This window comes from Curtobacterium sp. VKM Ac-2884 (genome assembly GCF_015350945.1).
Classification (GTDB): domain Bacteria; phylum Actinomycetota; class Actinomycetes; order Actinomycetales; family Microbacteriaceae; genus Curtobacterium.
Map to the genome: position 1 here is coordinate 550,004 of NZ_JADKSA010000001.1, position 22,124 is coordinate 572,127.

General features: G+C 69.7%; 36 protein-coding genes and 1 tRNA gene. 30 read left to right on the plus strand and 7 right to left on the minus strand.

The window, feature by feature from the left end; genetic code table 11:
• Window positions 1-128 precede the first annotated feature (128 nt).
• The 5 genes from ITJ60_RS02615 to ITJ60_RS02635 all read left to right on the plus strand — a co-directional run bounded on the left by ITJ60_RS02615 (window position 129) and on the right by ITJ60_RS02635 (window position 4,700).
• On the plus strand, window positions 129-569 hold the full coding sequence (locus ITJ60_RS02615) for a MarR family winged helix-turn-helix transcriptional regulator (RefSeq protein WP_111086213.1): 441 nt from the start codon (window positions 129-131) through the stop codon (window positions 567-569).
• Between the two features lie 51 nt (window positions 570-620).
• On the plus strand, window positions 621-833 hold the full coding sequence (locus ITJ60_RS02620) for a hypothetical protein (RefSeq protein ID WP_181437609.1): 213 nt from the start codon (window positions 621-623) through the stop codon (window positions 831-833).
• Between the two features lie 41 nt (window positions 834-874).
• Complete coding sequence (locus ITJ60_RS02625; protein WP_194646784.1) at window positions 875-1,963, plus strand: alkene reductase; 1,089 nt, start codon at window positions 875-877, stop codon at window positions 1,961-1,963.
• Between the two features lie 241 nt (window positions 1,964-2,204).
• Window positions 2,205-4,331: an acyltransferase family protein gene (locus ITJ60_RS19230; protein ID WP_194646785.1), complete on the plus strand. Its 2,127-nt coding sequence runs from the start codon at window positions 2,205-2,207 to the stop codon at window positions 4,329-4,331.
• 210 nt (window positions 4,332-4,541) lie between these two features.
• Window positions 4,542-4,700, plus strand: coding sequence for a hypothetical protein (locus ITJ60_RS02635; RefSeq protein WP_194646786.1), 159 nt, complete (start codon window positions 4,542-4,544; stop codon window positions 4,698-4,700).
• Window positions 4,701-4,711: 11 nt separating this feature from the next.
• On the opposite strand, the gene ITJ60_RS02640 is transcribed toward ITJ60_RS02635, so the two are convergent.
• Window positions 4,712-5,143 (minus strand): hypothetical protein, encoded by a 432-nt coding sequence (locus tag ITJ60_RS02640; RefSeq protein ID WP_194646787.1) that lies wholly within the window; start codon window positions 5,141-5,143, stop codon window positions 4,712-4,714.
• Entirely contained in the window at window positions 5,136-5,402 is a 267-nt protein-coding gene (locus tag ITJ60_RS02645; protein ID WP_194646788.1) for a hypothetical protein, read from the minus strand. The genes ITJ60_RS02640 and ITJ60_RS02645 overlap by 8 nt, the downstream gene beginning before the upstream one ends.
• A 691-nt stretch (window positions 5,403-6,093) precedes the next feature.
• On the opposite strand from ITJ60_RS02645, the gene ITJ60_RS02650 reads away from it, so the two are divergent.
• On the plus strand, window positions 6,094-7,422 hold the full coding sequence (locus tag ITJ60_RS02650) for a tyrosine-type recombinase/integrase (protein ID WP_194646789.1): 1,329 nt from the start codon (window positions 6,094-6,096) through the stop codon (window positions 7,420-7,422).
• On the opposite strand, the gene ITJ60_RS02655 is transcribed toward ITJ60_RS02650, so the two are convergent.
• Window positions 7,339-7,734 (minus strand): ImmA/IrrE family metallo-endopeptidase, encoded by a 396-nt coding sequence (locus tag ITJ60_RS02655; RefSeq protein WP_194646790.1) that lies wholly within the window; start codon window positions 7,732-7,734, stop codon window positions 7,339-7,341. The two genes, ITJ60_RS02650 and ITJ60_RS02655, sit on opposite strands and share 84 nt — an antisense overlap.
• Before the next feature lie 11 nt (window positions 7,735-7,745).
• Window positions 7,746-8,141, minus strand: coding sequence for a helix-turn-helix domain-containing protein (locus ITJ60_RS02660; protein WP_194646791.1), 396 nt, complete (start codon window positions 8,139-8,141; stop codon window positions 7,746-7,748).
• A gap of 92 nt (window positions 8,142-8,233) precedes the next feature.
• Here ITJ60_RS02660 and ITJ60_RS02665 point away from each other — a divergent pair, with 92 nt between their 5' ends.
• From ITJ60_RS02665 to ITJ60_RS02720, 12 genes are all read left to right on the plus strand, one after another.
• Complete coding sequence (locus ITJ60_RS02665; protein ID WP_194646792.1) at window positions 8,234-8,452, plus strand: hypothetical protein; 219 nt, start codon at window positions 8,234-8,236, stop codon at window positions 8,450-8,452.
• Window positions 8,449-8,664, plus strand: coding sequence for a hypothetical protein (locus tag ITJ60_RS02670; RefSeq protein ID WP_194646793.1), 216 nt, complete (start codon window positions 8,449-8,451; stop codon window positions 8,662-8,664). The genes ITJ60_RS02665 and ITJ60_RS02670 overlap by 4 nt, the downstream gene beginning before the upstream one ends.
• Window positions 8,661-8,822 (plus strand): hypothetical protein, encoded by a 162-nt coding sequence (locus tag ITJ60_RS02675; RefSeq protein ID WP_194646794.1) that lies wholly within the window; start codon window positions 8,661-8,663, stop codon window positions 8,820-8,822. The genes ITJ60_RS02670 and ITJ60_RS02675 overlap by 4 nt, the downstream gene beginning before the upstream one ends.
• A gap of 103 nt (window positions 8,823-8,925) precedes the next feature.
• Window positions 8,926-9,096 carry a hypothetical protein gene (locus ITJ60_RS02680; RefSeq protein ID WP_194646795.1) on the plus strand — a complete coding sequence of 57 codons (171 nt, stop codon included), beginning with the start codon at window positions 8,926-8,928 and terminating at the stop codon, window positions 9,094-9,096.
• A gap of 183 nt (window positions 9,097-9,279) precedes the next feature.
• Complete coding sequence (locus tag ITJ60_RS02685) at window positions 9,280-10,560, plus strand: AAA family ATPase (protein WP_194646796.1); 1,281 nt, start codon at window positions 9,280-9,282, stop codon at window positions 10,558-10,560.
• Window positions 10,557-10,826: a hypothetical protein gene (locus ITJ60_RS02690; protein ID WP_194646797.1), complete on the plus strand. Its 270-nt coding sequence runs from the start codon at window positions 10,557-10,559 to the stop codon at window positions 10,824-10,826. Before ITJ60_RS02685 ends, ITJ60_RS02690 begins: the two co-directional genes overlap by 4 nt.
• A gap of 112 nt (window positions 10,827-10,938) precedes the next feature.
• Window positions 10,939-11,565 (plus strand): hypothetical protein, encoded by a 627-nt coding sequence (locus ITJ60_RS02695; protein WP_194646798.1) that lies wholly within the window; start codon window positions 10,939-10,941, stop codon window positions 11,563-11,565.
• Window positions 11,562-12,482 (plus strand): hypothetical protein, encoded by a 921-nt coding sequence (locus tag ITJ60_RS02700; RefSeq protein WP_194646799.1) that lies wholly within the window; start codon window positions 11,562-11,564, stop codon window positions 12,480-12,482. The genes ITJ60_RS02695 and ITJ60_RS02700 overlap by 4 nt, the downstream gene beginning before the upstream one ends.
• A complete protein-coding gene (locus ITJ60_RS02705; protein ID WP_194646800.1) occupies window positions 12,479-12,871 on the plus strand; it encodes a hypothetical protein in 393 nt (130 codons plus the stop codon). The genes ITJ60_RS02700 and ITJ60_RS02705 overlap by 4 nt, the downstream gene beginning before the upstream one ends.
• Before the next feature lie 53 nt (window positions 12,872-12,924).
• Window positions 12,925-13,305, plus strand: coding sequence for a hypothetical protein (locus ITJ60_RS02710; protein ID WP_194646801.1), 381 nt, complete (start codon window positions 12,925-12,927; stop codon window positions 13,303-13,305).
• A complete protein-coding gene (locus tag ITJ60_RS02715; RefSeq protein ID WP_194646802.1) occupies window positions 13,302-14,168 on the plus strand; it encodes a DUF2303 family protein in 867 nt (288 codons plus the stop codon). The genes ITJ60_RS02710 and ITJ60_RS02715 overlap by 4 nt, the downstream gene beginning before the upstream one ends.
• A gap of 73 nt (window positions 14,169-14,241) precedes the next feature.
• The gene (locus ITJ60_RS02720) at window positions 14,242-14,634 is read left to right on the plus strand and encodes a hypothetical protein (protein ID WP_194646803.1); all 393 of its coding nucleotides are present in this window, start codon (window positions 14,242-14,244) and stop codon (window positions 14,632-14,634) included.
• A 28-nt stretch (window positions 14,635-14,662) separates the two neighbouring features.
• On the opposite strand, the gene ITJ60_RS02725 is transcribed toward ITJ60_RS02720, so the two are convergent.
• On the minus strand, window positions 14,663-15,127 hold the full coding sequence (locus ITJ60_RS02725; RefSeq protein WP_194646804.1) for a hypothetical protein: 465 nt from the start codon (window positions 15,125-15,127) through the stop codon (window positions 14,663-14,665).
• A gap of 27 nt (window positions 15,128-15,154) precedes the next feature.
• Here ITJ60_RS02725 and ITJ60_RS02730 point away from each other — a divergent pair, with 27 nt between their 5' ends.
• Entirely contained in the window at window positions 15,155-15,346 is a 192-nt protein-coding gene (locus ITJ60_RS02730; protein WP_194646805.1) for a helix-turn-helix domain-containing protein, read from the plus strand.
• Between the two features lie 7 nt (window positions 15,347-15,353).
• Here ITJ60_RS02730 and ITJ60_RS02735 read toward each other — a convergent pair whose 3' ends face one another.
• On the minus strand, window positions 15,354-15,794 hold the full coding sequence (locus tag ITJ60_RS02735) for a hypothetical protein (RefSeq protein ID WP_194646806.1): 441 nt from the start codon (window positions 15,792-15,794) through the stop codon (window positions 15,354-15,356).
• A gap of 285 nt (window positions 15,795-16,079) precedes the next feature.
• Between ITJ60_RS02735 and ITJ60_RS02740 the strand changes: the two genes are divergently transcribed.
• Window positions 16,080-16,481, plus strand: coding sequence for an HNH endonuclease (locus ITJ60_RS02740; protein WP_194646807.1), 402 nt, complete (start codon window positions 16,080-16,082; stop codon window positions 16,479-16,481).
• A 26-nt stretch (window positions 16,482-16,507) separates the two neighbouring features.
• Here ITJ60_RS02740 and ITJ60_RS02745 read toward each other — a convergent pair.
• Window positions 16,508-16,594 (minus strand) — tRNA-Ile (locus ITJ60_RS02745).
• Between the two features lie 125 nt (window positions 16,595-16,719).
• Here ITJ60_RS02745 and ITJ60_RS02750 point away from each other — a divergent pair.
• From ITJ60_RS02750 to ITJ60_RS02795, 10 genes are read left to right on the plus strand one after another with little or no spacing between them, the layout of a single operon-like run.
• Window positions 16,720-17,550: a hypothetical protein gene (locus ITJ60_RS02750; protein WP_194646808.1), complete on the plus strand. Its 831-nt coding sequence runs from the start codon at window positions 16,720-16,722 to the stop codon at window positions 17,548-17,550.
• Window positions 17,547-17,996 carry a hypothetical protein gene (locus tag ITJ60_RS02755; protein ID WP_194646809.1) on the plus strand — a complete coding sequence of 150 codons (450 nt, stop codon included), beginning with the start codon at window positions 17,547-17,549 and terminating at the stop codon, window positions 17,994-17,996. The genes ITJ60_RS02750 and ITJ60_RS02755 overlap by 4 nt, the downstream gene beginning before the upstream one ends.
• Window positions 17,993-18,355 (plus strand): hypothetical protein, encoded by a 363-nt coding sequence (locus ITJ60_RS02760; protein WP_194646810.1) that lies wholly within the window; start codon window positions 17,993-17,995, stop codon window positions 18,353-18,355. The genes ITJ60_RS02755 and ITJ60_RS02760 overlap by 4 nt, the downstream gene beginning before the upstream one ends.
• Window positions 18,352-18,690 (plus strand): hypothetical protein, encoded by a 339-nt coding sequence (locus ITJ60_RS02765; protein WP_194646811.1) that lies wholly within the window; start codon window positions 18,352-18,354, stop codon window positions 18,688-18,690. The genes ITJ60_RS02760 and ITJ60_RS02765 overlap by 4 nt, the downstream gene beginning before the upstream one ends.
• A complete protein-coding gene (locus ITJ60_RS02770) occupies window positions 18,690-19,241 on the plus strand; it encodes a single-stranded DNA-binding protein (protein ID WP_194646812.1) in 552 nt (183 codons plus the stop codon). The genes ITJ60_RS02765 and ITJ60_RS02770 overlap by 1 nt, the downstream gene beginning before the upstream one ends.
• Window positions 19,241-19,648 carry a hypothetical protein gene (locus ITJ60_RS02775; protein WP_194646813.1) on the plus strand — a complete coding sequence of 136 codons (408 nt, stop codon included), beginning with the start codon at window positions 19,241-19,243 and terminating at the stop codon, window positions 19,646-19,648. The genes ITJ60_RS02770 and ITJ60_RS02775 overlap by 1 nt, the downstream gene beginning before the upstream one ends.
• Window positions 19,645-20,415 (plus strand): hypothetical protein, encoded by a 771-nt coding sequence (locus tag ITJ60_RS02780; RefSeq protein WP_194646814.1) that lies wholly within the window; start codon window positions 19,645-19,647, stop codon window positions 20,413-20,415. Before ITJ60_RS02775 ends, ITJ60_RS02780 begins: the two co-directional genes overlap by 4 nt.
• Entirely contained in the window at window positions 20,412-20,579 is a 168-nt protein-coding gene (locus ITJ60_RS02785; protein ID WP_194646815.1) for a hypothetical protein, read from the plus strand. The genes ITJ60_RS02780 and ITJ60_RS02785 overlap by 4 nt, the downstream gene beginning before the upstream one ends.
• Window positions 20,576-21,157 carry a hypothetical protein gene (locus ITJ60_RS02790; protein ID WP_194646816.1) on the plus strand — a complete coding sequence of 194 codons (582 nt, stop codon included), beginning with the start codon at window positions 20,576-20,578 and terminating at the stop codon, window positions 21,155-21,157. The genes ITJ60_RS02785 and ITJ60_RS02790 overlap by 4 nt, the downstream gene beginning before the upstream one ends.
• On the plus strand, window positions 21,154-21,774 hold the full coding sequence (locus ITJ60_RS02795) for a hypothetical protein (protein WP_194646817.1): 621 nt from the start codon (window positions 21,154-21,156) through the stop codon (window positions 21,772-21,774). The genes ITJ60_RS02790 and ITJ60_RS02795 overlap by 4 nt, the downstream gene beginning before the upstream one ends.
• The last annotated feature ends 350 nt before the right edge of the window (window positions 21,775-22,124 follow it).

The following is a 22,124-nucleotide window of genomic DNA, read 5'->3' on the forward strand; positions in this document are numbered from 1 at the left end:
CGCCTGCAACTGTTGCGGTCGCGCCAGTGCGACAAGTTCGATGTCGTACGACGTCGAACTTGTCGCACCGACCCACACCGACCCCCTCGACCCGGGAACACTTCGTGGGCGAACGGTATCGTGGGCGCATGACCTCCGCACCCGACCCGCTCGCGCTCGACCGGCAGCTCTGCTTCGCCCTCGCGGCCACGAGCCGGAGCGTCATCGGGCTGTACCGCGACCTGCTCGAGCCGATGGGCCTGACGCACCCGCAGTACCTCGTGATGCTCGCACTCTGGGAGCAGGACCCGCGGTCGGTGCGCGAGATCGCCGGCGAACTGCGGCTCGACTCGGCCACCCTCAGCCCGCTGTTGAAGCGGCTCGAGGCATCGGGCTACGTCCGCCGGACCCGCAGCGCGGCCGACGAACGGCAGCTCGAGGTCTCGCTCACCACGGCCGGGCGAGCACTGCGCGACCGCGCGCGGGCGGTCCCCCTGGCGGTCGCGGACCGACTCGGGTGGCCACTGGAACGCCTCGAGGCGCTCAAGGACGACCTGACGGAACTGCTGGAGCGCGTCGACCAGGTGTGATCCGTGGCCGATGGTGCCATAATGGTTCGTGCACGAACGAAAGGACGCACCGTGGGGCGCTTCGGCAAGTGGTACGAACGGTGGAACACGACGCTCATCAACAAGATGGGACCGTCGCAGATCGGCGCCGGACACCCCGAGGGGGTCGACGACCGGTCAGTGGACCGCGGCTGCCCGATCTGCGGCAAGCCCCTCTCCCGGCACCAGGTGATCCGCCCCGAGGGCCAGGTCCGTTCGTCGACCCTGGTCTGCCCGCGCGACTGACGACGGGAATTGCACCGAGCAACACGACGTTCCACTCCCTCGTGAAGCTCTTCGAACCCACCTCCTTCGGCGCCCTGCGCCTGTCGAACCGCGTCGTCATGGCCCCGCTCACGCGCACCCGCGCCGGCGAGCACGGCATCCCGAACGACCTGCTCATCGAGCACTACCGTCAGCGTGCGGGCCTCGGCATGATCATCACTGAGGGCACCTGGCCCGTGCAGGAAGGCCGCTCCTACCCCGGGCAGCCCGGCATCGAGACCGACGAGCAGATCGCCGGCTGGCGCCGCGTCGCCGACGCCGTGCACGCCGAGGGCGGCACCATCGTGATGCAGCTCATGCACGGTGGCCGTGTCTCCCACCCCGACATCTCGCAGACGCCGCGCATCGTCGCCCCGAGCGCCATCGCCGCTCCTGGACAGACCCACACCGCGACCGGCAAGGCCGACATGCCCGTCCCCCACGAGCTGACCACCGCCGAGGTGCAGGACGCCGTGCAGGGCTTCGCGCAGGCTGCCCGCAACGCCATCGCCGCCGGACTCGACGGCGTCGAGGTCCACGGCGCCAACGGCTACCTGGTGCACGAGTTCATGTCCCCGGTGTCGAACACCCGCACCGACCAGTACGGCGGCTCCCCCGAGAACCGCGCCCGTTTCGCGATCGAGGTCACGACCGCCGTCGCCGAGGCCGTCGGCGCAGACCGCACCGGCATCCGCCTGTCGCCCGAGCACGGCATCCAGGGCGTCATCGAGGACGACGCGGCCGACGTCCGCGCGACCTACACCGCGATCGCCGAGGGCCTCGCGCCGCTCGGACTCGCCTTCATCGACGTCCTGCACGCCGAGCCGACCGGTGACCTGGTGCAGCACGTCCGCCGCACCGCGGGCGCACCGTTCGTGGTCAACTCCGGCTTCTCGGCGCTGACCACCCGCGACGAGGCCATCGCACTCGTCGATGACGACCACGCCGACGCCGTCGCCGCCGGCCGCCCGGCCATCGCGAACCCGGACCTCGCCCACCGCTGGGAGCAGGACGCGGAGCTCAACGAGGCCCGTCCCGAGCTCTTCTACGGCGCGACCGCCGAGGGCTACACCGACTACCCGTCGCTGGCCGAGGTGCGCGCGACCGTCTAGGGCTGCGCGCGGTCCCTCGGCACGCCGCCCGCGGTGCGCCGAGGTTCCACGACACCCCGCGTGCGTTCCGTCGAGGTTCCGATCAGGACGATGCGTGCCCGCGAGGTTCCGAGATCTCGGAACCCCACGGGGTGGGGGCGAGGGACGACGGACAGGAGGCCCGTGGCGAGACCGCCACGGGCCTCCTGTCCGTCCCGGGGATGGTTCCGATGCGTGACGCGCTTCTCGTAGGATCGTGGCAGTGAACACTGCAACGCCAGGCGAGCGTGGCCCCGCGCACCAGGCGCCCGACACGACGCGGTGGGACATCCAGGGGCTCCGCGCCTTCGCGGTCCTGTCGGTCGTCGTCTACCACCTCTGGCCACACGCGCTCCGCGGTGGGTTCGTCGGCGTCGACGTCTTCTTCGTGATCTCCGGCTTCCTCATCACCGGACACCTGGTGCGCGAACAGCTCGCGACCGGCGCCATCCGTCTCGGCCGGTTCTGGTCACGCCGGGCGAAGCGTCTCCTCCCCGGCGCGTTCCTGACGATCCTGGTCACGGGCGCCGCCGTCCTGGTGGCCGTGCCCAACACGCTCTGGGGCCAGTACGGGCGCGAACTCATCGCGTCGACCGTCTACCTGCAGAACTGGGAGCTGGCGGCGAGCGCGGTCGACTACCTGGCATCGACCAACGACCCCTCGCCCTTCCAGCACTTCTGGTCGCTGTCCGTCGAGGAGCAGTTCTACATCGCGCTGCCCTTGGCGCTGATCGGGCTGGGGTTCCTCGTCCGTCGGCGCCGCTCGCCCCTGACGACGGCGCGACTGCTGCTCGGCGTCGTCGTCGTGCTGTCGCTCGCGTGGAGCATCGTGCAGACCAGCACGAACCCCGGCGTCGCGTACTTCTCCACCGGCACGCGCGCGTGGGAGTTCGCCCTCGGCGGGCTCGCCGCCACCGTCCGTCTGCCCGAGGTCCGCACCGACGTGGCCCGACGGGTACGCCTCGTGCTGGCGAGCACCGGCGCCGCCGCACTCGTCCTGTCGCTCGTCGTCATCGGACCCGGCACGCCGTTCCCCGGCGTCGCTGCACTCCTCCCCGTCGCGGGGGCCACACTCATGGTGCTCTTCGGTGGGAGCACCGTGTTCGCGTCGCTCGGCGCCCTCGCCCCGATCGCGTTCACCGGGCGGATCTCGTACTCCCTCTACCTGTGGCACTGGCCGCTCGTCGTGATCCTGCCGATCGCGCTCGGACACCCACTCGACTGGGCGACCAGCACCGCTGTCCTGCTCGTCTCCTTCGGACTGGCCGCGGTCACGACCGTCTGGTTCGAAGAACCCGTCCGGTTCTCGACGTGGATGCACGACCTCCGGCCACGGGGCACCGTCGCGCTCGGGGTCATCTGCACCTTCACCGTCGCGACCCTCGGTGCCGCGACCCTGACGGTCGTCCACGTGCAAGAAGTGCATGCCGAGCGCGCCACGCAGCAACTCACGAAGCAGCTCACCACCCAGCGGGCCAAGGACGGTCCGTCGTGCATCGGTGCGGCCGCGCTCATCGGCACCGCGCACCCCTGCATCGACCCGAACCTGGCCGACGTGCGCATCCCCGCCCCCGCATCGGCCGCGCGCGACGACGCGAACCGTGGCGAGTGCTGGAACGAGGTCTTCACGACCTGTGTCCTCGGCAAGGCGACCGGATGGTCGAAGCACCTCGTCGTGATCGGCGACTCGCACAGCAACGCACTGCTCGGAGCGTACGAGCGGATCGCCGACGACAACGGATGGCGGATCGACCTGGCAGGCACCGGTGGGTGCTACCTCACCACCGCGCGACAGAGCTCCGTCAGCACCGACTCCATGCGCAAGTGCGACGAGTGGAAGCACCAGGCGATCGACTACGTCCGCGCCCACCGGGATGCCGACGCCCTGGTCGTCACCCACTCGGCCACCCAGCGACCGGTCGACCTGCCCGCCGGCGCAGCCCGCGACGCGGCAACCCGCGACGGCCTCGTCGACGCCTGGGAGCAGGCAGCCGGCGACGACCTGCCGGTGATCGCCATCCGCGACAACCCCGTGCCCCGACCCGACGTCGTGGAATGCGTGGGCAAGATGTCCGGGCCGACGAACACCTCGTGCGACCAGCCGCGGTCAGAGGCGTTCCGGCAGACCGACTCGACGGACGACGCCGTGCGGGCGTTCACGGCCGCCGGGGGTCACGCTGCGGAGATCGACCTGACGGACCACTACTGCACGGCGACGACCTGCCCGGCGGTGATCGGCGGCGTGATGGTCTACCGGGACAAGTCGCACGTCACGGCGACGTGGGCGACGTCGTTGGAGCCGTACCTGGAGCGCGGACTGCAGGAGCAGCTCGAGGCGCTCGGGCGATGAGCGCGTCGCGGGGCGCGGCCGGGCATGGCGGCGCATGCAGTGCGCATCGTGAGCAGAAATGGTCGGGTCCCGCCGACGAACCCGACCATTTCTGTTCACGAAGTCGGCCCGACTGATCAGCAGCGCCACCAGCGGGTGTGCATCGAGGACCGCGAACACCGACCTCGTCGTCGTGTTCCCCAACCGACCTCGCCGTGCTTCACTCTGACCATGACCTCGACCACCGTCCTCGCCTCCTGTGCCGCCGGGACTGTCGACTGCCACGACACCGCTTCGGTCGACCTGCTGCCCCTGCTCGTCGTCGTAGCGCTCGTCGTCGTGGCGCTGGTCGCTCTGGGGATCGCGCTGCTCGGGCGTCAGCGTCGGTGAGCTGAGGCGGGTCAGACGCTGACGATCTCCACTTGCCGCGCGGGGAGAGCGCCGTGCGATGCGGTCGCCAAGCGTGCTGGAAGCACGATGCCCCCAGCGCAGTGCGACAAGTAGTCGAGGAACGCTCCGACGGTGCTCGATGCGCTGGGTTGCTCGCTGGGCTCGCGCATGTCCTCTGCTGTTCGCACGTCGAGCGCACCGTCGACGTCCATGACGGCGATCCGACGGATGCCTCGCTCTGCTCGCACGAAGACGTTGGCGTACCCGCCGACGTTCTCGATCCGACGCAGGAGCACCGGCAGGCGTTCGTGCTCGAGTGCAACGACGACAGGACAGCGCCCGTCGACGTCGACCACCTCGAGGGCCAGGTCCGCGAAGGGGCCGACCGCGAGTGCGCGATCGACCTCGACACGGAAGATGTCGAGTGCGGCCTGCTCAGTCATCACTGCCTCTCATGTCCCGGATTGTAACGGCGTACGCGGTCAGGCGGACCAGCGCCGCGTCCAAGAGCTCAGCGACGTCCGCGAGGTGGTGCAGCGGTCCGATCGAGCTGACCGTGCCGTCCTCGTGGTGGAGGTGCACGTGCCCGTGGCAGCAGTCCACGCGCGCGACCTCCCGCCACGCTCCGTCGAGCTGCAGAGCGGTCACGATCAACGCGAAGTCGACGAGCCGACCGTCTGCCCGGTAGAGCCGGTGGTCCATCCGCATCGTGTCCGTGTCGTCGATGCTCTGGTACCAGCTCCGTTCGACACAATGTCGTCGGTCGGGCGGGCGGAAGCGGCCGCGTTCCTGATCCGCGGCGGCACGTTCAGCCGCGAGACACGCACGACGCACGTCTCGCCGTGGTTGCTGACCTCGACGAACCATGCCAGGAACCTAGACCCGGTCGAACCCGATCCCGAAGGACTTCGAATGCGACATTCGAACTCGCGGACGAGCCACCGAGCACCAACGACGAAGGGCCCCGGCGGAATCCGCCGGGGCCCTTCGTCTGTTCGGTGTCATGCCGTTCAACCGGCACTGTGCGCTCGAAGGGACTCGAACCCCCAACCTTCTGATCCGTAGTCAGAAGAGTTCTGCCGCATCTGGCTTGACGCCGGACACATCTGACTAGTAACGTGCCATAAGTGCTCCTAATCGGCTTGTACAAGCCGAATACAAAGGATGCACCGACGGGATGCACCCGCTCCCACGAAGAAGGCCGCGACCTGGCAGGGTCGCGGCCATCGGGTCCCACCCGTGAGTCAGCACGAGAAGGAACACCATGCACGGTAGCGCCAGCCACCGACGTAGAAGAACCACGCACACGGGCGTCCTGAGCGACGGCCGGTGGAGCGCGCACGACAGAAGATGACCCGGCCCGGCCGGGTGCCGGAAGCGGAGGACCATCGGCATGGCGAGCATCGCACGAGGCAAGGGTGAAGGCGCGCTCTTCCGAGTCCCGAAGGACCCCAGGAAGCCACTCAAGTACTGGCAGGCCGTCGTCGAGCTCCCCGGCCGCGACGGTGAGCGCCGCCGCAAGTACGTCCGCGCGAAGGACAAGCCGACCGCGCTGAAGAAGCTGCGCGCGCTGCAGAAGGAACTCGAGCGCGTCGGAGACCTCCCCACCGCGTCGATGACCCTCGGCGCGTGGATGAAGCTCTGGTACGACGAGATCGCGGTCCACCGCCTTGCCCCGAAGACCGCCGCCGGCTACCAGTCCGCGATCCGCCAGCACATCCTCCCCGAGATCGGCGCGGTGCGACTGGACAAGCTCGAGCCGAAGCACGTGCGCGACTTGAACCGCGCGATCCGCGCGAAGGGCCGGAGCGCGTCCACCGCGCTGCAGGCGCACCGCATCCTCGGCGTCGCCCTGCGCGACGCCGAGCGCGAGGGTCGGGTCACGCGGAACGTGACCACGCTGCTCGATGCACCTCGCCGCTCGCACGTGTCCCTCGTCACCCTCGACGCCGCCGCCGGCATCCGCATCCTCGATCGCGCCGCCCGCGAAGACGTCCGCATGGGGTCCCGCTGGGCCGCGGCGCTGCTCACCGGCGCACGCCAGGGCGAACTCCTCGGCCTCGAGATCGATCGCGTGACCGACCGGCTCGACCTCTCATGGCAGCTGCAGCGCCTCACCTGGTCGCACGGCTGCAACCCGCGGGACCCCGAGCAGCCGCGATGCGGACGCATCCGGGGCACCGACTGCCCGGACCGGTTCCTGCGCACGCCGGAGGACCACGAGCACCGCCACCTCACCGGCGGGCTGTGGCTCTCGCGCCCCAAGTCGAGGGCGGGCTGGCGGGACATCCCCCTCGTCGAGCCCCTGCGGTCCATCATCGAACGCCGGCTCGCCGCATCCGCTGCGGAGCCGAACCCCCACGGGCTGCTCTGGACGGCTGAGCGGAAGAAGGAGCCGTACGTCGAGACGCTCCGGCCGCTCGACGGCTCCCCGATCGACCCGGCGAAGGACAACTACGCCTGGCACGCGCTCCTCGCGTCGGTCGGCGTGCGCGACGCCCGCCTGCACGACGCCCGGCACACCACGGCCACGCTGCTCTACGAGGCGAACGTGTCCGAGCCGGCCATCATGGAGATCCTCGGCCAGTCGACGCTGTCGGTGACGCGCGGCTACCGGTCACGTGGCAACCATGCCGTGCTAGGCGACGCCCTCGCCAAGGTGTCGGCCCTGTTGACGTCGGACGTTCCACCACACGCGCCAGAGCTTGCCGCTCACGCCTAGCTCGGCGGCGATGCGCGCCGGGTCCTGAGTCCATCGACACAGCTCCCACGCCCGCTCCTCGTCAACGAGGTGGTCCGCGGCGTACCGGTCGGCCTGGATCTCGTGCTTCGGCCTGTCGTCGCGGTGCCCGAGGGCGGCGTGCCCGATCTCGTGCGCGAGCGCGGCACGGTCGTGGACCGCGCGGAGCTTCGCCTTCACGACGATCACGTTGTAGTCCGGGATCCAGAGACCGTTCCCGGTCCGGATCGGCCGGTGGATCACCTCGATGCCGAGGTCCGCGGCGTGCTCGTAAGGGTCGTACAGGCCCCTCACCCCTCCCCAGGTCAGGTGTCGGTCGGTTCGTCCGTCGCCGATTCGGGGTCGATCTCGGTGGCGGCGTGATCGATGGTGATTCGATCGAGCTCCTCACCCGACATCTGTCGGGGGTGAAGCCGAGTCACATTCTGCGCACTGGCCTCTGACACTCGGGCTTCCTCAGCCATGCGCTCTGCCTTTCCGAGCGCCTCGGCGTAGAGCCTGTCCGCGGGCTGATGCAGCGCGTCCGCGATCCGCTGGAACGACTTCGCGGGCATGTCGACCTGAGCATCCAGGTACCGCGTGATGGTCCGGGAGCTGATGCCCGTCGCGCGCGCGAGCGCTTCCTTGCTCGTCCGGCGCCCCATCGCGGCCGAGATCACGTCGGCAAGGGCGCTGTTGATGAAGTCTGAGGGGTCCGGCACAGCCCAAGACTAACGGGCTAACTCGACAGATTTGTCCGTAAATTAGTCGTTTACGCTTGTGTTGGACAGATGTGTCGCGTACTCTGACAGATGTGTCCAGAACCCTCACCGCCACGCAGCTCGGCCAGCGCATCGACGCGGCCATCATCGCTCGTGGCACCGACACGGAGTCCGTCGCGAGAGCCGCCGGCGTGCTCGTCCACGACATCGAGAGACGCCTCCGCGAAGGCGACCTCACGATGGCCGAGGTCGTGCGCGTCGGCGGCTTTCTGCGTATGGGTCCGACTGACCTCTTCGGAGCCGCCGCATGAACGCATCACCCACCCTCGAGAAGGTCTCCTTCTCCGTTCCGAATCTCGCCGCTCTGGTGGACGTGTCCGAGGACACGATCCGGAAGGCGATCGAGTCGGGAGCTCTCACCGCGAGATACCCCACGGAGGCCGGCCGCAAGCCGATCATCCTCCGCGAGGACGCGGTCGAGTGGCTGCAGAACCTCCCCACCGAGAAGCCGACCGCAGCATGAGCAGCTGGACGAAGCCGGTGGATCTCCGAGTCGACGACCCTCGCCTCGCTGAGATCGCCGAGCAGAACGCGAAGGCCGCTCGCGCGATGGTGCGGAAGCGCCTCGGCGCGGACTGCTCCGACGTGCTCCACGCGCTGGGCCTCGAGGTCGCAGCATGACCGGCCGGCAGCGCGACGACCTCGCGCTCGTGGTGTTCCTCGGCGTCGTCGCCGTCGCCCTCATCACCGCCGCTGTCCTCGTCGTCAGCAACGGGGGCATCGCGTGAAGACCGCAGCCGTCCTCCTCGCACTCACCTACGTCGTCGCGCTGTTCGCGTCGATCAACCGCTACGGCTCCCCCACCTGGGTGCTGCTCGTCTGGGCCGGCATCGTCCTGTTCATCGCAGCGCTGCTCCGCGTGCACGCCGTCGTCAACGCACCGATGCGTCGGTGACCGGCATGAGCGACGACCGGATCACCGCCGCGGACCGCACCGAGTTCGCAGTCGACGACGACGCGGAAGCGAAAGCCATCGCCCGCGCCGCCGAGTGGGTCGCCGACTGCGACTGAGCTCCACCCGATCTCCCGCGTCCCAGCCCTGGGAACGCGTCATCTTCCGACCCCGCAAGGAGCCACCGTGACCACCACGCCCCCGACGCCGCTGCGAGTTCTCGCGCTCAACGTCGAGAACTACAAGCGCCTCACCGCCGTCCAGATCAGACCTGACGGCGACGTCGTGCTCGTCGGCGGCCGCAACGCCCAGGGCAAGACCTCGGTCCTCGACGCGATCTACGCGGTGCTGAAGGGCGGCGCCGCTGCCCGTGAGACCGTGCAGCCGATCCGCGACGGCCAGGACACCGCGGTCGCCCGCCTCGAGATCGGTGACGAGCACGGCAACGTCGTCTACGTCGCCACCCGACGGTGGACGAAGGAGGACGCCGGCACGCTCACCGTCGAGTCGTCCGACCACGCTCGGTTCTCGTCCCCGCAGAAGCTGCTCGACGGCCTCCTCGGCGGCATCAGCCTCGACCCGCTCGCCTTCACCCGCATGGACGCGAAGCAGCAGCTCCGCACCCTCGTCGACGCGCTCGGCGACTCGCTCGGGTTCAACCCGGTGACGCTCGAGGCTGAGCGGAAGGGCGTGTACGACCGCCGCACCGAGGTCGGTCGGAAGGTCACGGAGCTCGAAGGGCGGCTCAAGGGCTACCCGGAGCCGGACCCGTCGCTGCCTGCCGAGCAAGCGTCCGCCGCCGACCTCGTCGCGCAGGTCGACGCGATGACCCGCCAGAACCGCGCGATCGACGCGGCTGTCGAGCAGGCGAAGCAGGCGCGCGCCGACCAGCAGCGCGCCGCCGAAGCACTCGCCGCGGCGCAGGAAGCGCTGTCCGCCGCGACCGCCCGCGCGACGGAGACGGTCACCGCCGCCCGCGCGATCGGCGACCGGCAAGACCCGCAGGCACTGCTCGACCAGCTCGGCGAGATCGACGTCGTCAACGAGCGCGTCCGGAAGCAGCGCGACCGTGCCGCCGTCGCCGAAGAACTCTCCGACCGGAAGCAGGAGCAGGCGCAGCACACGCTCCGCCTCGAGGAGATCGCGAAGCAGAAGGCCGACGGGATCGCCGCGGCGAAGCTCCCGGTCCCCGGACTCGGGTTCGACGCCGACGGCGTGACGCTCAACGGCATCCCGTTCTCGCAGGCGTCCACCGCTGAGCAGGTCCGCGTCTCGACGGCGCTCGGCATGGCCGGCAGCCCGACGATCCGCGTGATGCGCATCGACGGCGGCGAGTCCCTGGACTCCGATTCGCTGGCGATCATCGAGAAGCTCGCCGCCGAGCACCAGTACCAGGTGTGGATCTCCCGGGTCGACGAGTCCCGGTCGGTCGGCTTCACCATCGAAGACGGCGAGGTCGTCGCATGAGCGCCGCCGAAGCGCGCGCCGCGCTCGCATCGTCCGAGCAGCTGCTCCGCGCAGCCGGAACTGCCGCTGCCGATCGTGCGCTCGTGCGGGCACAGGTGCACGCCACCCTCGCTCTCGTCGAGGAGCAGCGGACCGCGAACCTCATCGCCGCGTTCGAGCGCGACGCCGTGCAGCCGCCCGCCGACACGCACATCGCCAACGGCACGCGGCAGGCGTGGTGGAACGGCGTGGCCGACCAGATCACGGAACGGCTGGGCCTCGCATGAGCGTCGCGTTCGTCGCCGTCGCGACTCTCGCCCTGATGGGCGCCCTCGCGGTCGGCCAGTGGATCGACCGGCAGACGACCGGGATCCCGATGCAGGAGTGGAGGGACCGGTGGTGACCTGGAAGAACCGCATCGTCGTCGACGGCCTCGATCGCGACGCGTGGCTCGCCGCCCGCCGCAACGGCCTGATCGGAGCATCGGACGCGGCGAAGTTCGCGAAGGCGTCGAGCGTGGACAAGTACCTTGCCGCCAAGCTCGCGGCCTCGTCGTTCTCGGGGAACGCGTACACGGAGCAGGGCCACCGCTGGGAACCGCTGATGCTCGCGTACGCCGGCATCCCGCAGAACCTCGCGCTGATCCACTCGCCCACCGAGACCGGGTTCGCAGCGACGCCCGACGGCCTCCGGGAGAACCCCGACGGCAGCATCACCCTCGCCGAGTGCAAGGCGAAGCACGGGAAGGTCGTCGACGGCCCGAACACCGGCGAGTGGCGGCAGCTCGCGTGGCAGTTCGAGGTGGTCCCCGAGGCGAACGCCATCGAGTTCCTGTGGGTGGAGCTCGTGCAGAACGCCCGCGGTGAGTGGGACCTCCGAGCCGCGCACCGCGGTATCCCGCACCGCCTGGTCGTTACCCGTGACCACCCGAAGATCGTCGCCGCGCGCGAGCTGATCGTCCCCATCGCAACCGACCTCCTCCCGCGACTCCGCGTCGCGCTGAGCTACGAACGGAGTGCCGCATGAGCACCGAGATCACCACCTACGTCAGAGCGACGCTCGCCGAGAAGCGCGACTACGTCCAGACGATCGCACAGGCCGGCGAGCTGCTCCCGAAGGGGCTGTGGCACAACGTCCGCAACCCGGACACGAACGTGATGGAGCAGCGCCCGTCGCCCGGGAAGGTCATGCTCGTCGTCGAGACCGGCATCATGCTCGGCGTCCACCCGATGGCCGCGCTGCAGGGCATCGACGTCATTGAGGGCCACCCCACGATCAAGCCCGCGCTGATGTCGGCGCTGATCCGTCAGGCCGGGCACTCGCTCCGCATCCGGCAGACCGGCTCCGTCCGTGGCGGGGACCTCGCCGTCACGACGACGCTGATCCGCAGCGACGACTCGGACTTCCCGTACGAGTACACCTGGACGCCGCAGGACGCCGTCGACGCCGGTCTGCTCGACTCGTACCAGCCGAACGCCGACGGCGTCTGGCAGCCCCGGGCCCGCTCGAAGGACGGCAACCCGAAGCCGTGGGAGCTGTACACCGCGCGCCTCTGCCGCTGGCGCTCCCTCTCCGACGCCGCGTCCGCCGGCGCCGAGGACGTCCTCATGGGCCTGCACTACACGGCCGAGGAACTGGGCGCGCCGGTCGACGCCGAGGGCGCACCCACCGCAGCCCCCGCGCCGACGCAGCCGTCACGTGACTGGGCCGCCGAGATCGCCGAGGCGTCGACGCACGAGGCAATCGAGGATCTGCTCGACGCCGCGGACGACGCCGGCGAGCGGACGGACGCGATCCGGACGGCGGCACTCACCCGGCACGGCATGCTCGACCAGCCCGCCGCCCCCGAGCCGTCGACCGCCGCGGCCGCCGTGCCCGTACCGGACGCTCCGGCTGAGCTCTCCGACGACGACTGGCTCGCCCAGGCGGGCGGGCAGCCGTGAGCACGCAGGACATCGCCCGGATGGACACGGGCGAGATCGTCTCCTACGAGCCCGTCACACCGATCGAACTCGAGTTCATGATCCGGGAGCTCGGCGAGCGCCTCGAGCGAGCCGTGCCGGCCATCAAGCAGATGTGGCACGAGCGCTACGAGGCCGAACGCACCCTGCTCGAGAACCACGCGAAGGCGATGCTCCGGTCGGACGCGACGACGGTCGCCGAGAAGCGCGCCGAGGCGATGCTCTCGACGATGCCGCACCGGCTCGACTTCGACCTGAAGAAAGAGACGCTGCACGCCGCCGAGGAGCTGCAGAAGGCACTCGCCGCTCGGCTCATGGGGCTGCAGAACATCAACAAGGTGCTCGGCCAGGCGTACGGCGCCAGCCGATGACCCCCACGAACGTCCGGCCGATCGGCCGGTCCACCCCACAAGGAAGGACACCCATGTCCAAGGACGAGACGCAGAAGAAGCCCGGGAGCTTCGCCGCGTTCCTCGCGTCGACGAGACCGAAGACCGACCTCGAGCTGCACGACGAGCTGTCGAAGCTCGTCGCGGCGATCGAGGAGACGGGGAAGGGCGGCTCGATCACCCTGACTCTCGAGTTCAAGCCGATCGATGAGGGCGTCACCGCCCTGAAGGTCAACGACAAGATCACGGTCAAGCGGCCCGAGAAGAACCGCGAGGGCTCGATCACGTACGTCGACCGCGACCACACCCTGTCCCGCCGCGACCCGTCCTCGATGCCCCTGTTCGAGGACGAGGACATCCGCACCGCACCCGCGCACGACCCCGCCACCGGGGAGATCAAGGAGCTCAACGAATGACCGACTACACCGACAACCCCGAGGCCGCCGTCGTCGCGGGTCTCGCTCAGCAGGCGATCCACCCGGAGGAGCTGGACACCGGCACCGTCTACGTCGAGGCCGATGGCTCCGGCGGCAGCCGCATCGTCGACACCGACCGATACGCCGAGCACCCCCGGCACATCGAGGCGAAGCGCGTCGTCGGCGACGCCGAATCCTTCGTCCGCTACGTCACGAAGCACGTCATCGACGGGCACACCGAGGTATACGCCGACACTCCGTCGTCGTCCGTCGTTGCCGTGCTCGACTCCCACGAAGCCGGCGAAGGCGGCTGGCAGAAGCACACCGCGCGCCTCGAGCTGAGGCCGACGAAGTCGTGGGAGGCGTGGACGAAGGTCGACGGGGAACTGCTCGAGCAGACCGTGTTCGCCGAGTTCATCGAGCAGCAGGCCCTCGACGTCCGGAAGCCCGACACCGCGGTGCTGATCGAGATCGCGCAGTCGTTCCAGGCGAACACGAAGGTCGACTTCGAGGGCGGCGAGCGGCTCGACTCCGGGCAGGTCCGGCTCGAGTACAAGGAGACCGTCACGGCGAAGGCCGGCCAGAAGGGGCACATCGACATCCCCACCGAGCTCGAGCTGCTGCTCCGCCCGTACCTCGGTGGCCCGGTCTACGTCGTCGTCGCCCGGTTCCGGTACCGCCTCCGCGGATCGCAACTCGGCCTCGGCATCGTGCTGCAGCGCCCGCAGGAGATCCTCGACGCCGCGTTCGCGGACATCGTCACCGAGATTCGCGACGGCAAGACCGTCGTCAAGGGCGACGAGAAGACCGTCGTGCACGAGGGCATCCCCGCCTCGGTGCCGGTCTACTCCGGCCGCCCGTAGCTCAGCCGGGGCGGTGGCCGACTGCAACGGCCACCGCCCCACCCACACCGACCCCTCTGCGAGAGACACCAGCATGGAACCCCAGGATCGCACAGCCCCGTCGCGCCCCCGCCGCTCGAACAGCAGCGCCAGGAAGGCCGGCCAGATGTTCGAGCGCAGCGTCGCGAACTACCTCCGCGACGAGCTTGACGACCGCATCGACATCCGCCCCAAGAACGGCCGCGACGACCGCGGCGACATCGGCGGCGTCCGGACCATCCGCGGCGAGCGCGTGGTGCTCGAGTGCAAGAACCACCAGTCGATGTCGCTCGGCTCCTGGCTCGCCGAAGCTGAGCGCGAGCGCGGTAACGACGACGCCCGCATCGGCATCGTCGTCCACAAGCGCCGCGGAACCGCGGCGCCCGGCGAGCAGTTCGTCACGATGACGCTCGCGGACCTGGTCACTCTCCTCGGAGGCCCCCGATGAAGGTCCTCCGCTGCGGCCGATCCTTCTGTCACCCGAGCGACTTCCGCCACTTCATGAGTTCGGATTCGTACTGCTTCAGCTCGGATCGAGCCTTTCGGTCCGCGACGGCCCACCTCGTAGCTCCGACCGAGAAGCTACGAGCCGCTTCCGCCCGCAGGTCGCGATTCCCCTCGAGGACGCAGGAAACGCACTCCTCGTACAGGTCCAGCAGCCCGATGTCCCGCCTGGCGAGGAGCACTCCCAGTTCCGTCCGCAGCACGAGCAGACGCCGGTACTTGTCGTCGGAGCTCCCGGACGCCACCGCGCCCGTCAGCGCACAGTCGGCGATGAGGTCGGTTGCCTCCAGCACGGCATCGTCACGTCGCTGTCGTCGACGTAGGCGGTCCGCCCGGTGCTCAGGTGAGAGACCCGGGATCGCACCCAACGCGCTCGCCCCAAGGGAAGCGATTGCTCCCACCCCTGCTCCGACGATTGCTGCCAATCCCGCGTCCATGCGACGCAGCGTAGCGGGATGCCGAGCATGAGCGGGCGCCCGATCACAACCCGCACCCGCGAGGTGATCGCCGCAGCTGTTCGCGCAGGCGAGCGCGACCAGCACATCGCCGACCGGTTCGGCATCGCCCGGTCCTCAGTGGAGCGGATCCGCAACGAACGCGGTATCGCCGCGAACTACGGCCGCGGACGACCCGCCAGGAAGGAGACCCGCTCGTGACCACACGTCAGGTGGCAGAAGCCTCTGGCTCGCCAAAGGGCGTTCCGGCCACGTTCAGCCCCATGCGCCGTTGGAAGCGGTCGAACGCTTCTTGCGAGGAGATCGACCCCCGGAACCAGGCCGCGATCATGTCGAGCGCGGCTCCCTGGTACGTCGGCGCACGGTACGGAGGGGTCCCGATTAGCGCCATCAACGACGCGATCGGCCAGTCGTCCTTGTCGAGAAGCAGGTTCAGGCGCGCGAGCGCTCGGGTTTCATCGGGGATCGCAATGACGAGGAGTGGCTGCTCGTACAGCCGGAAGAGCTCCGGGATGAGTTCAGCGAGTTCGGTCCGCCGCGATTCGTCGGCCTCGGCTCGTCTCTTTCTTCTGTCCAGCAAGAAAGGGCCGATGATCGTCCCGGCGAAGGTGACCACAGCACCGATGACCACGGCCCACCCACTGTCCATGCAGCAGAGCGTAGCGCGCTCTCCAGACGGGTTATGCGCCCCTGCTGTGAAGCAGGAGCGCACGGTCCGGACTAGTGATGCGTTCACCTCGCACAATGAACGCGCCATCTACCTCGTGGACCACCCCGCGCGGTCCCCAGTCGCCCTTCTCCGTCTGGTCGTACTCGACGTCCCAGCGGAAGCTTCCGTCGGGCTCGGGCTGCTCTCGTCGCCACATGCGGTGCGGGAGGGCTGTGAGATTCGTCTCGTAAAAGCGCTCGACCATGGCTCGATCGTAGGCGCCTCGTGATCGGCCCGAAGGCGCCTTCGCACACCGCGGCCGAAGAGACCCGCGCGTACGCGCTCGTCACAGAACGGGACGAGGAGCGCTGCCAGCGCTGCCACCGCGGTGGAGCCACGCAGCGAGACCACCGGAAGAACCGTTCGCAGGGCGGCCGAACCGCGACGTCGAACCTGCATCTCCTCTGCGCCGAGTGCCACCTGTGGAAAACGGATCACCCCGTCGAGGCGGCGCATGACGGCTGGGGCGTGCCTGGCTGGGCGGACCCGCTCGAGTTCCCCGCCCGCCGGTGGCTTCGCACTGAGCTTGGCACGCTCCGGCAGGCGTGGGTGCTCTACGACGACAACGCCAGCTGGCGCGAGATCAGCGTCGAGCAAGCACGAAGACAGATGGGAGGTGAGCCGTGACCGGCCAGCAGCAGGAGGTGGCAGGGCCCAGACGGGGGGATTTGAACCCCCGGGCGACTTGCACCGCCTCACGATTATCAGTCGTGCGCAATAGGCCGCTCTGCCACGCCTCCGTGGTCGCGATCCTCCGCAGGTGCGGTCTGTGGCCGGAGGCGCGAATCCGCCGCGCGAACGCGGTGGAGCACCGACTGTTCCACATCAACGACGATCGGTCAACTTCGAAGGGAGGTGCCGGCTGATGCCTTGGTTCAAGGTCGACGACGGGCTTCCGTCCTCGCGGAAGGTGCTGGGCATCCCGCGCCGCGACCGTCTCGCAGCGATCGGCTTGTGGACCCTCGCCGGCGCGTGGAGCGCGAAGGAGCTGCAGGATGGCGCAGTCCCGAGCTACATGATCGTGGAGCTGGGCGCCACGCGACGTGTTGCCGAGGCTCTTGTGAGCGCCGGCCTCTGGTCGCGCACCTCATCGGGCTACGCGTTCGTGAACTGGGACGACTTCCAGCCCACGAAGGCGGACGTGCTGTCCGCGCGGGAGAAGAACGCCGAGAAACTGCGGAAGTGGCGGCAACGTAACCGCGCTCGAGACGAGGGTGAAACCGAGTCCGTAACCGGGTTACAGGACGGTTCGGGTGAGGTTCGTAACCCTGCCCCCGTCCCGGCCCGTCCCGTCCCGACCTCTTCTCCTAACGGAGAAGAAGACGTCGCGGATCGCGCCGACGTCGCCGAGCTCTGCGAGCTGCTGGCTGACCTTGTCGAGGAGAACGGCTCGAAGCGCCCAGTAGTGACGAAGGCGTGGCGCGAATCTGCCCGGCTTCTCCTCGACCGCGATGGCCGGGACCTCGACGCGGCGAAGCGCCTTGTGCGGTGGGTCCAGAGCGACTCGTTCTGGCGGGCCAATGTCCTGTCGATGCCGACCTTCCGGAAGCAGTACGACCGGCTCCGCCTCGCGGCGAACCGACAACTCGAGGAACGCCGGCAAGCACCCGGCAACGGACAGCAGCGCGACGCCGAGCTCCTCGCGTTCATGACCCGCTACGACAACGACCCGACTACGAAGGAGATCGCCCAGTGAACAAGCCAGAGGTCGCACGCCTGATCGGGTACATCTCGGCCGGGTTCGACAACCGGAAGCTGTCCGAGGCCACCGTCGACGTGTGGTCCGAGGAGCTCGCTGAGGTGCACGCCGACGACGCGCTTCAAGCGGTCCGGAACCACTTCCGGAAGCCGTCGCCCCGCGACTACCTGTCCCTCGACGTGCTGCTCGAGCAGATCCGGGTCGACACCCGGCAGACGCCGACGGCGATCGAGGAGGACGTCCGGTCCGCGAAGGCCCGCGGGCTCATCGAGAAGTCGTGGCCGAAGCGGGACCCGCTGCCCCGGGCGGTAGCTGAGCAGCTGGCCCGAGCCCGTGCCGAGTTCGCGCAGACCGCCGCCGCGATTGAAGCCGGCGTGATCGACGCCCCGCGGGCACTCACCGTCGGCGCCGTCGGGCAGCCGATGCCGCAGGGGGAACCGTGACCGGCGACGCGGCGTGGGACAACTTCGTCGCCACGCTCGACCCGGTCGCGCTGCAGCGGGAGCACGCCGGCCCCGGTGACCTCGAGGCCGAGCGTCCCTGGTCACGCGAGGACCACGAGATGCGGTTCGCGCACGACTACGTGCGGCGGGACTTCTGGCGGAAGGTCCGCGGGGAGCTCACCGAAGCCGAGCGGCAGCGGGGCGAGCGCCGATTGCAGCAGCTCATCGACCGCGCCGAGCACCAGCGGCAGCAGCAGCTCGCCGAGCGAGACACCGAGATCGAGGCGGCCATCACCAGGTACGCCGCCACACACAGCAACGCGGCAGCAGCCGCACAACCGAAGGGACAAGCAGCATGAGCAAGACGTACCGGAAGAAGCCCGTGGAGATCGAGGCGATGCAGTGGGACGGCCGTCCCGAGACCGCTCACCCCATGATCCAGTGGGTCAACGGCATCGACGGCGCGACGGCCACATGGACCGAGCACGTCCCGTTCCAACAGGGCGGCTACTTCGACGGACACACGTACGTCCCTCGCATCGCGGAGCGCGCCGAGGGCATCTACATCCGCACGCTCGAGGGCGAGATGCATGTCAGCCCCGGGGACTGGGTGATCCGCGGCGTGCAGGGCGAGTTCTACCCGTGCAAGCCGGACATCTTCGAGGCCACCTACGAGAAGGTGGAGGCCCGCTGATGGCCGGCGAGACCGTCATCACCGTCGTCGGCAACCTCACCGCCGACCCCGAACTGCGGTACACGCAGAACGGCCTCGCGGTCGCGAACTTCACGATCGCGTCCACCCCGCGCACCTTCGACCGGCAGGCGAACGAGTGGAAGGACGGCGACGCGCTGTTCCTCCGCGCCTCGGTCTGGCGCGAGGTCGCCGAGCATGTGTCCGGCTCCCTGACGAAGGGCGCCCGCGTCATCGCGCAGGGCCGCCTCCGACAGACGTCGTGGACGGACCGCGAGGGCCAGCAGCGCACCGGGTTCGTGCTCGATGTCGACGAGATCGGCCCGTCGCTCCGCTACGCAACGGCGCAGGTCACCCGCGCACAGCGCAACGGGCCGGGCGGCGGCCAGCAGCAGGGCGGCGGATCGCAGTGGCCCGGCCAGCAGCAGTCCGCGCCGCAGCAGGACCAGCCGTGGACGCCGCAGCAGCAGGGCGGCCAGCCGCCGGCGGGCGGACCCCAGGCACAGGACGTGTGGTCTCAGCCCGGCCAGTTCGACGACGAGACCCCGTTCTGATGCCGCTGACGCAGGGCAACGACCTCGGCCCCCACGACTTCGGCGACCCGAAGTCCCCCACGTACGAGACGGCCGCCGCCCAGCGCGCGGCCGTCGCACAGCGGCTCTGCGAGGAGCAGGACAGGAGCAGCACCATGGACCACCCGATCGACAAGCCGGAGGTGTTCGAGCCCGGCGAGCGCGTCTACTTCACCGGCTGGACCCCCGACGAGTACGCCCCCGAAGGTGTCTCCGCCGAGAACGCCGAATGGGCGACCGTCGCGCAGATGCAGAGCGGTGAGACGTACCTCGAGCACCGCACGACCGTCGTCTACGACAGCGCCCCCGGCGAGGTGTTCGACGCTGCCACGGGCTACCTCGTAGCCGCCAAGGACGCACCCGTCCCCGACCCGAGGAGCGCAGCATGACGATCGCCCCACCCGACACCGACGACGACGAGCTCACGCTCACACTGCTCGTCGAGAGAGCACGCCGCCGCCTCGTGGAAGCGCCCGAGCTCGTCGAGTACGTCCGCATCCGCCGGCAGCCGGGCGGCGCCGTCCGCGATGGCCAGCCCGGCGCACCGTCCCGCACCCCACCGGCCCCGCTGCACATCGGCGCGCTCGACGACGCCGATCAGATCTACGTCGACCTCGTCGGTCACGTCCGCCGCTGGGCGCGCGACCTGTCCGTGTCCACGCTGAAGGTCGCGCTCCGCTCCGGCGAGTGGACCACCGACGGCGTGCTCCTCGGCTTCCGGTCCACCACCACCCCGCCCGGCGCCGCTCGGCTCGTTCGTGACCTCACCGACTGGCTGCTGCTCCACCTCGACCGGATCGCCGCCCACGCCGGCGGACCCGCGTTCCTCGACGAAGTCGCCGTGGCGATCGAGGCGGTGTACTCCCGGTTCCCGCTCGAGGCGCGCCCCGACCGGCCGCACTGGCGACGTCCGTGCGAGGTGTGCGGCGAGTTCGCCGTCACTGCGGACTGGGCGCCGGACGCCGAGATCCGCGACGTCACCGTCTGGTGCGAGTCCTGCTCGCACGTCCTCGTCTCGACGACGAAGGACGGCACCGTCAACACCGCTGAGGGCGCGACCGCTGACCAGCGCGCTGCAGCCCGGAAGCTGACCCGCATCGTCCGGCAGATCGCTGTCGGCACGTCCGTCCCCCGCGTCGAAGGAGTACCCGCATGACCCTCGCCCAGATCCGCGCCCTGCTGAAGCAGCACGGCCACAAGACGAATGCCGAGATCGACCGCATCGACGTGAAGCGCGCGTACGGCGCGATCACCGGCGTCGACGTGATGCTCGCCGACGGCACCGTCACGTTCCTGCCCGTCGAGGAGGCCACAGCATGACCGAGACCGAGTCCGCCATCACCGAGGTGCTCAACGCGCCCCGCGTCCAGTGGAAGTTCAACTACGACACCGAGTGGCAGTACGGCCGTCCCGTCGCGTTCACGGACCAGCCGTCGTACATCATCGAGCGGGAGTCCGACGGCCTCCGCGTCGGCGTCCTCGCCTCGTTCAACCCGCGCCCGGCCCCCGCCGACGCGTCGTCAGGCGACGTCCCCGAGAACTGGGACGAGATCGTGGAACTCGCCAAGGTGCTGACCGCCGCAGCAGCTTTCGGCTCACCCGTCGGCGTGACCGAGATCGCCCAGGCTGAGGCTGTGCTGAAGCATCTCGCCACGAGCGGCGACGCACACCGCTTCGCCGAGTCGGCCGGCGCGCTCGACGCCCTGCCCCGCGACTCCGTCGTCATGGTCGAGAACGACGACACCCGCCGGTGGCTCGCGTGGAAGGCGGGCGCCGGCGGCTGGGACGTCGTCACCCCGCGCGGCGAGGCCACCAGGATGACGAGCGTCGAGGTGGCCGCGCTCGGCACCTGGCAGGAACTCCGTCGTCTCCCCAACACCGAGGGGGCCACGCCATGAGCGACCAGCTGTTCGTGCAGGTGCCGCTTCAGCCGTACACGGCACTCCTGCGGCAACTCACCACCGCGCTCACCGAGAACACGCGGCTGGTCACCCCGGCAGGGCCATCGCGCGAGCAGGTCGAAGCCGCGGTGGGTGAGGTGCTGTTCCACGTGACCAACTTCCCCGAGCCCGCCCAGTCTCGACTGCTGGGGCAGGACATGGCACCTCTGCGGCGCAAGATCACCGACGCAGTGCTCGCCGCGCTCTCGCAGTCGGCCCCGACCGCCGAGTCGTCGGTCAGCATCTGCGCTTGCGGGCACGCCCGCGGCGAGCACTGGGGAGCGGGCGGGCAGTGCACGATGGTCGACTGCTCATGCCGGGGTCACGTGCACAAGGAGTTCTTCGGCGAAGTCGCCGCCCCGCCGCGCATCGCCGACATGGTGCCAGGGACGACGTTCACAGCGGCATACGGGCGGGACCTTTCGGCGTCGACTCGTTGGATGCGCTGCACGGGCCCGAGCCGCTGCGTGAACGTAGGTGGTGTCCGCTTCGACGCCGACGCCATCGACCCGTCCACGATCCGCGACGTGACTCCGCCGCCCGCTGCCTCGGAGGCTGATGCCGATGGAGGGTGACCCGCGCGACGACCTCGTGCCCCTCGCCGTCGCAGCACGCGCCATCCGCCGGGACGAGCGCACGCTTCGCCGGTGGGCGGCCGCCGGCCTCGAGGTGCGCGAGGTCGACGGTGCCCGGTTCACGACCCTTCGGACCGTCACGGCATGGGCTGCCGAGCATGGTCGACGCCGCGGACGAGCGGACCAATGACCCCCGAACGAGGGACGACGCGAATGTCCGCCCAGTGCGATACGCTATGCGTAAGCCACGAATCGGCCCGGACCTCACCAGTCCGGGCCTTTCGTGTATCCGGGGACTGGCATCGCCGCCCGGATCAGCGAGACGGCAATGCGTCCGTCCGCGACAACCA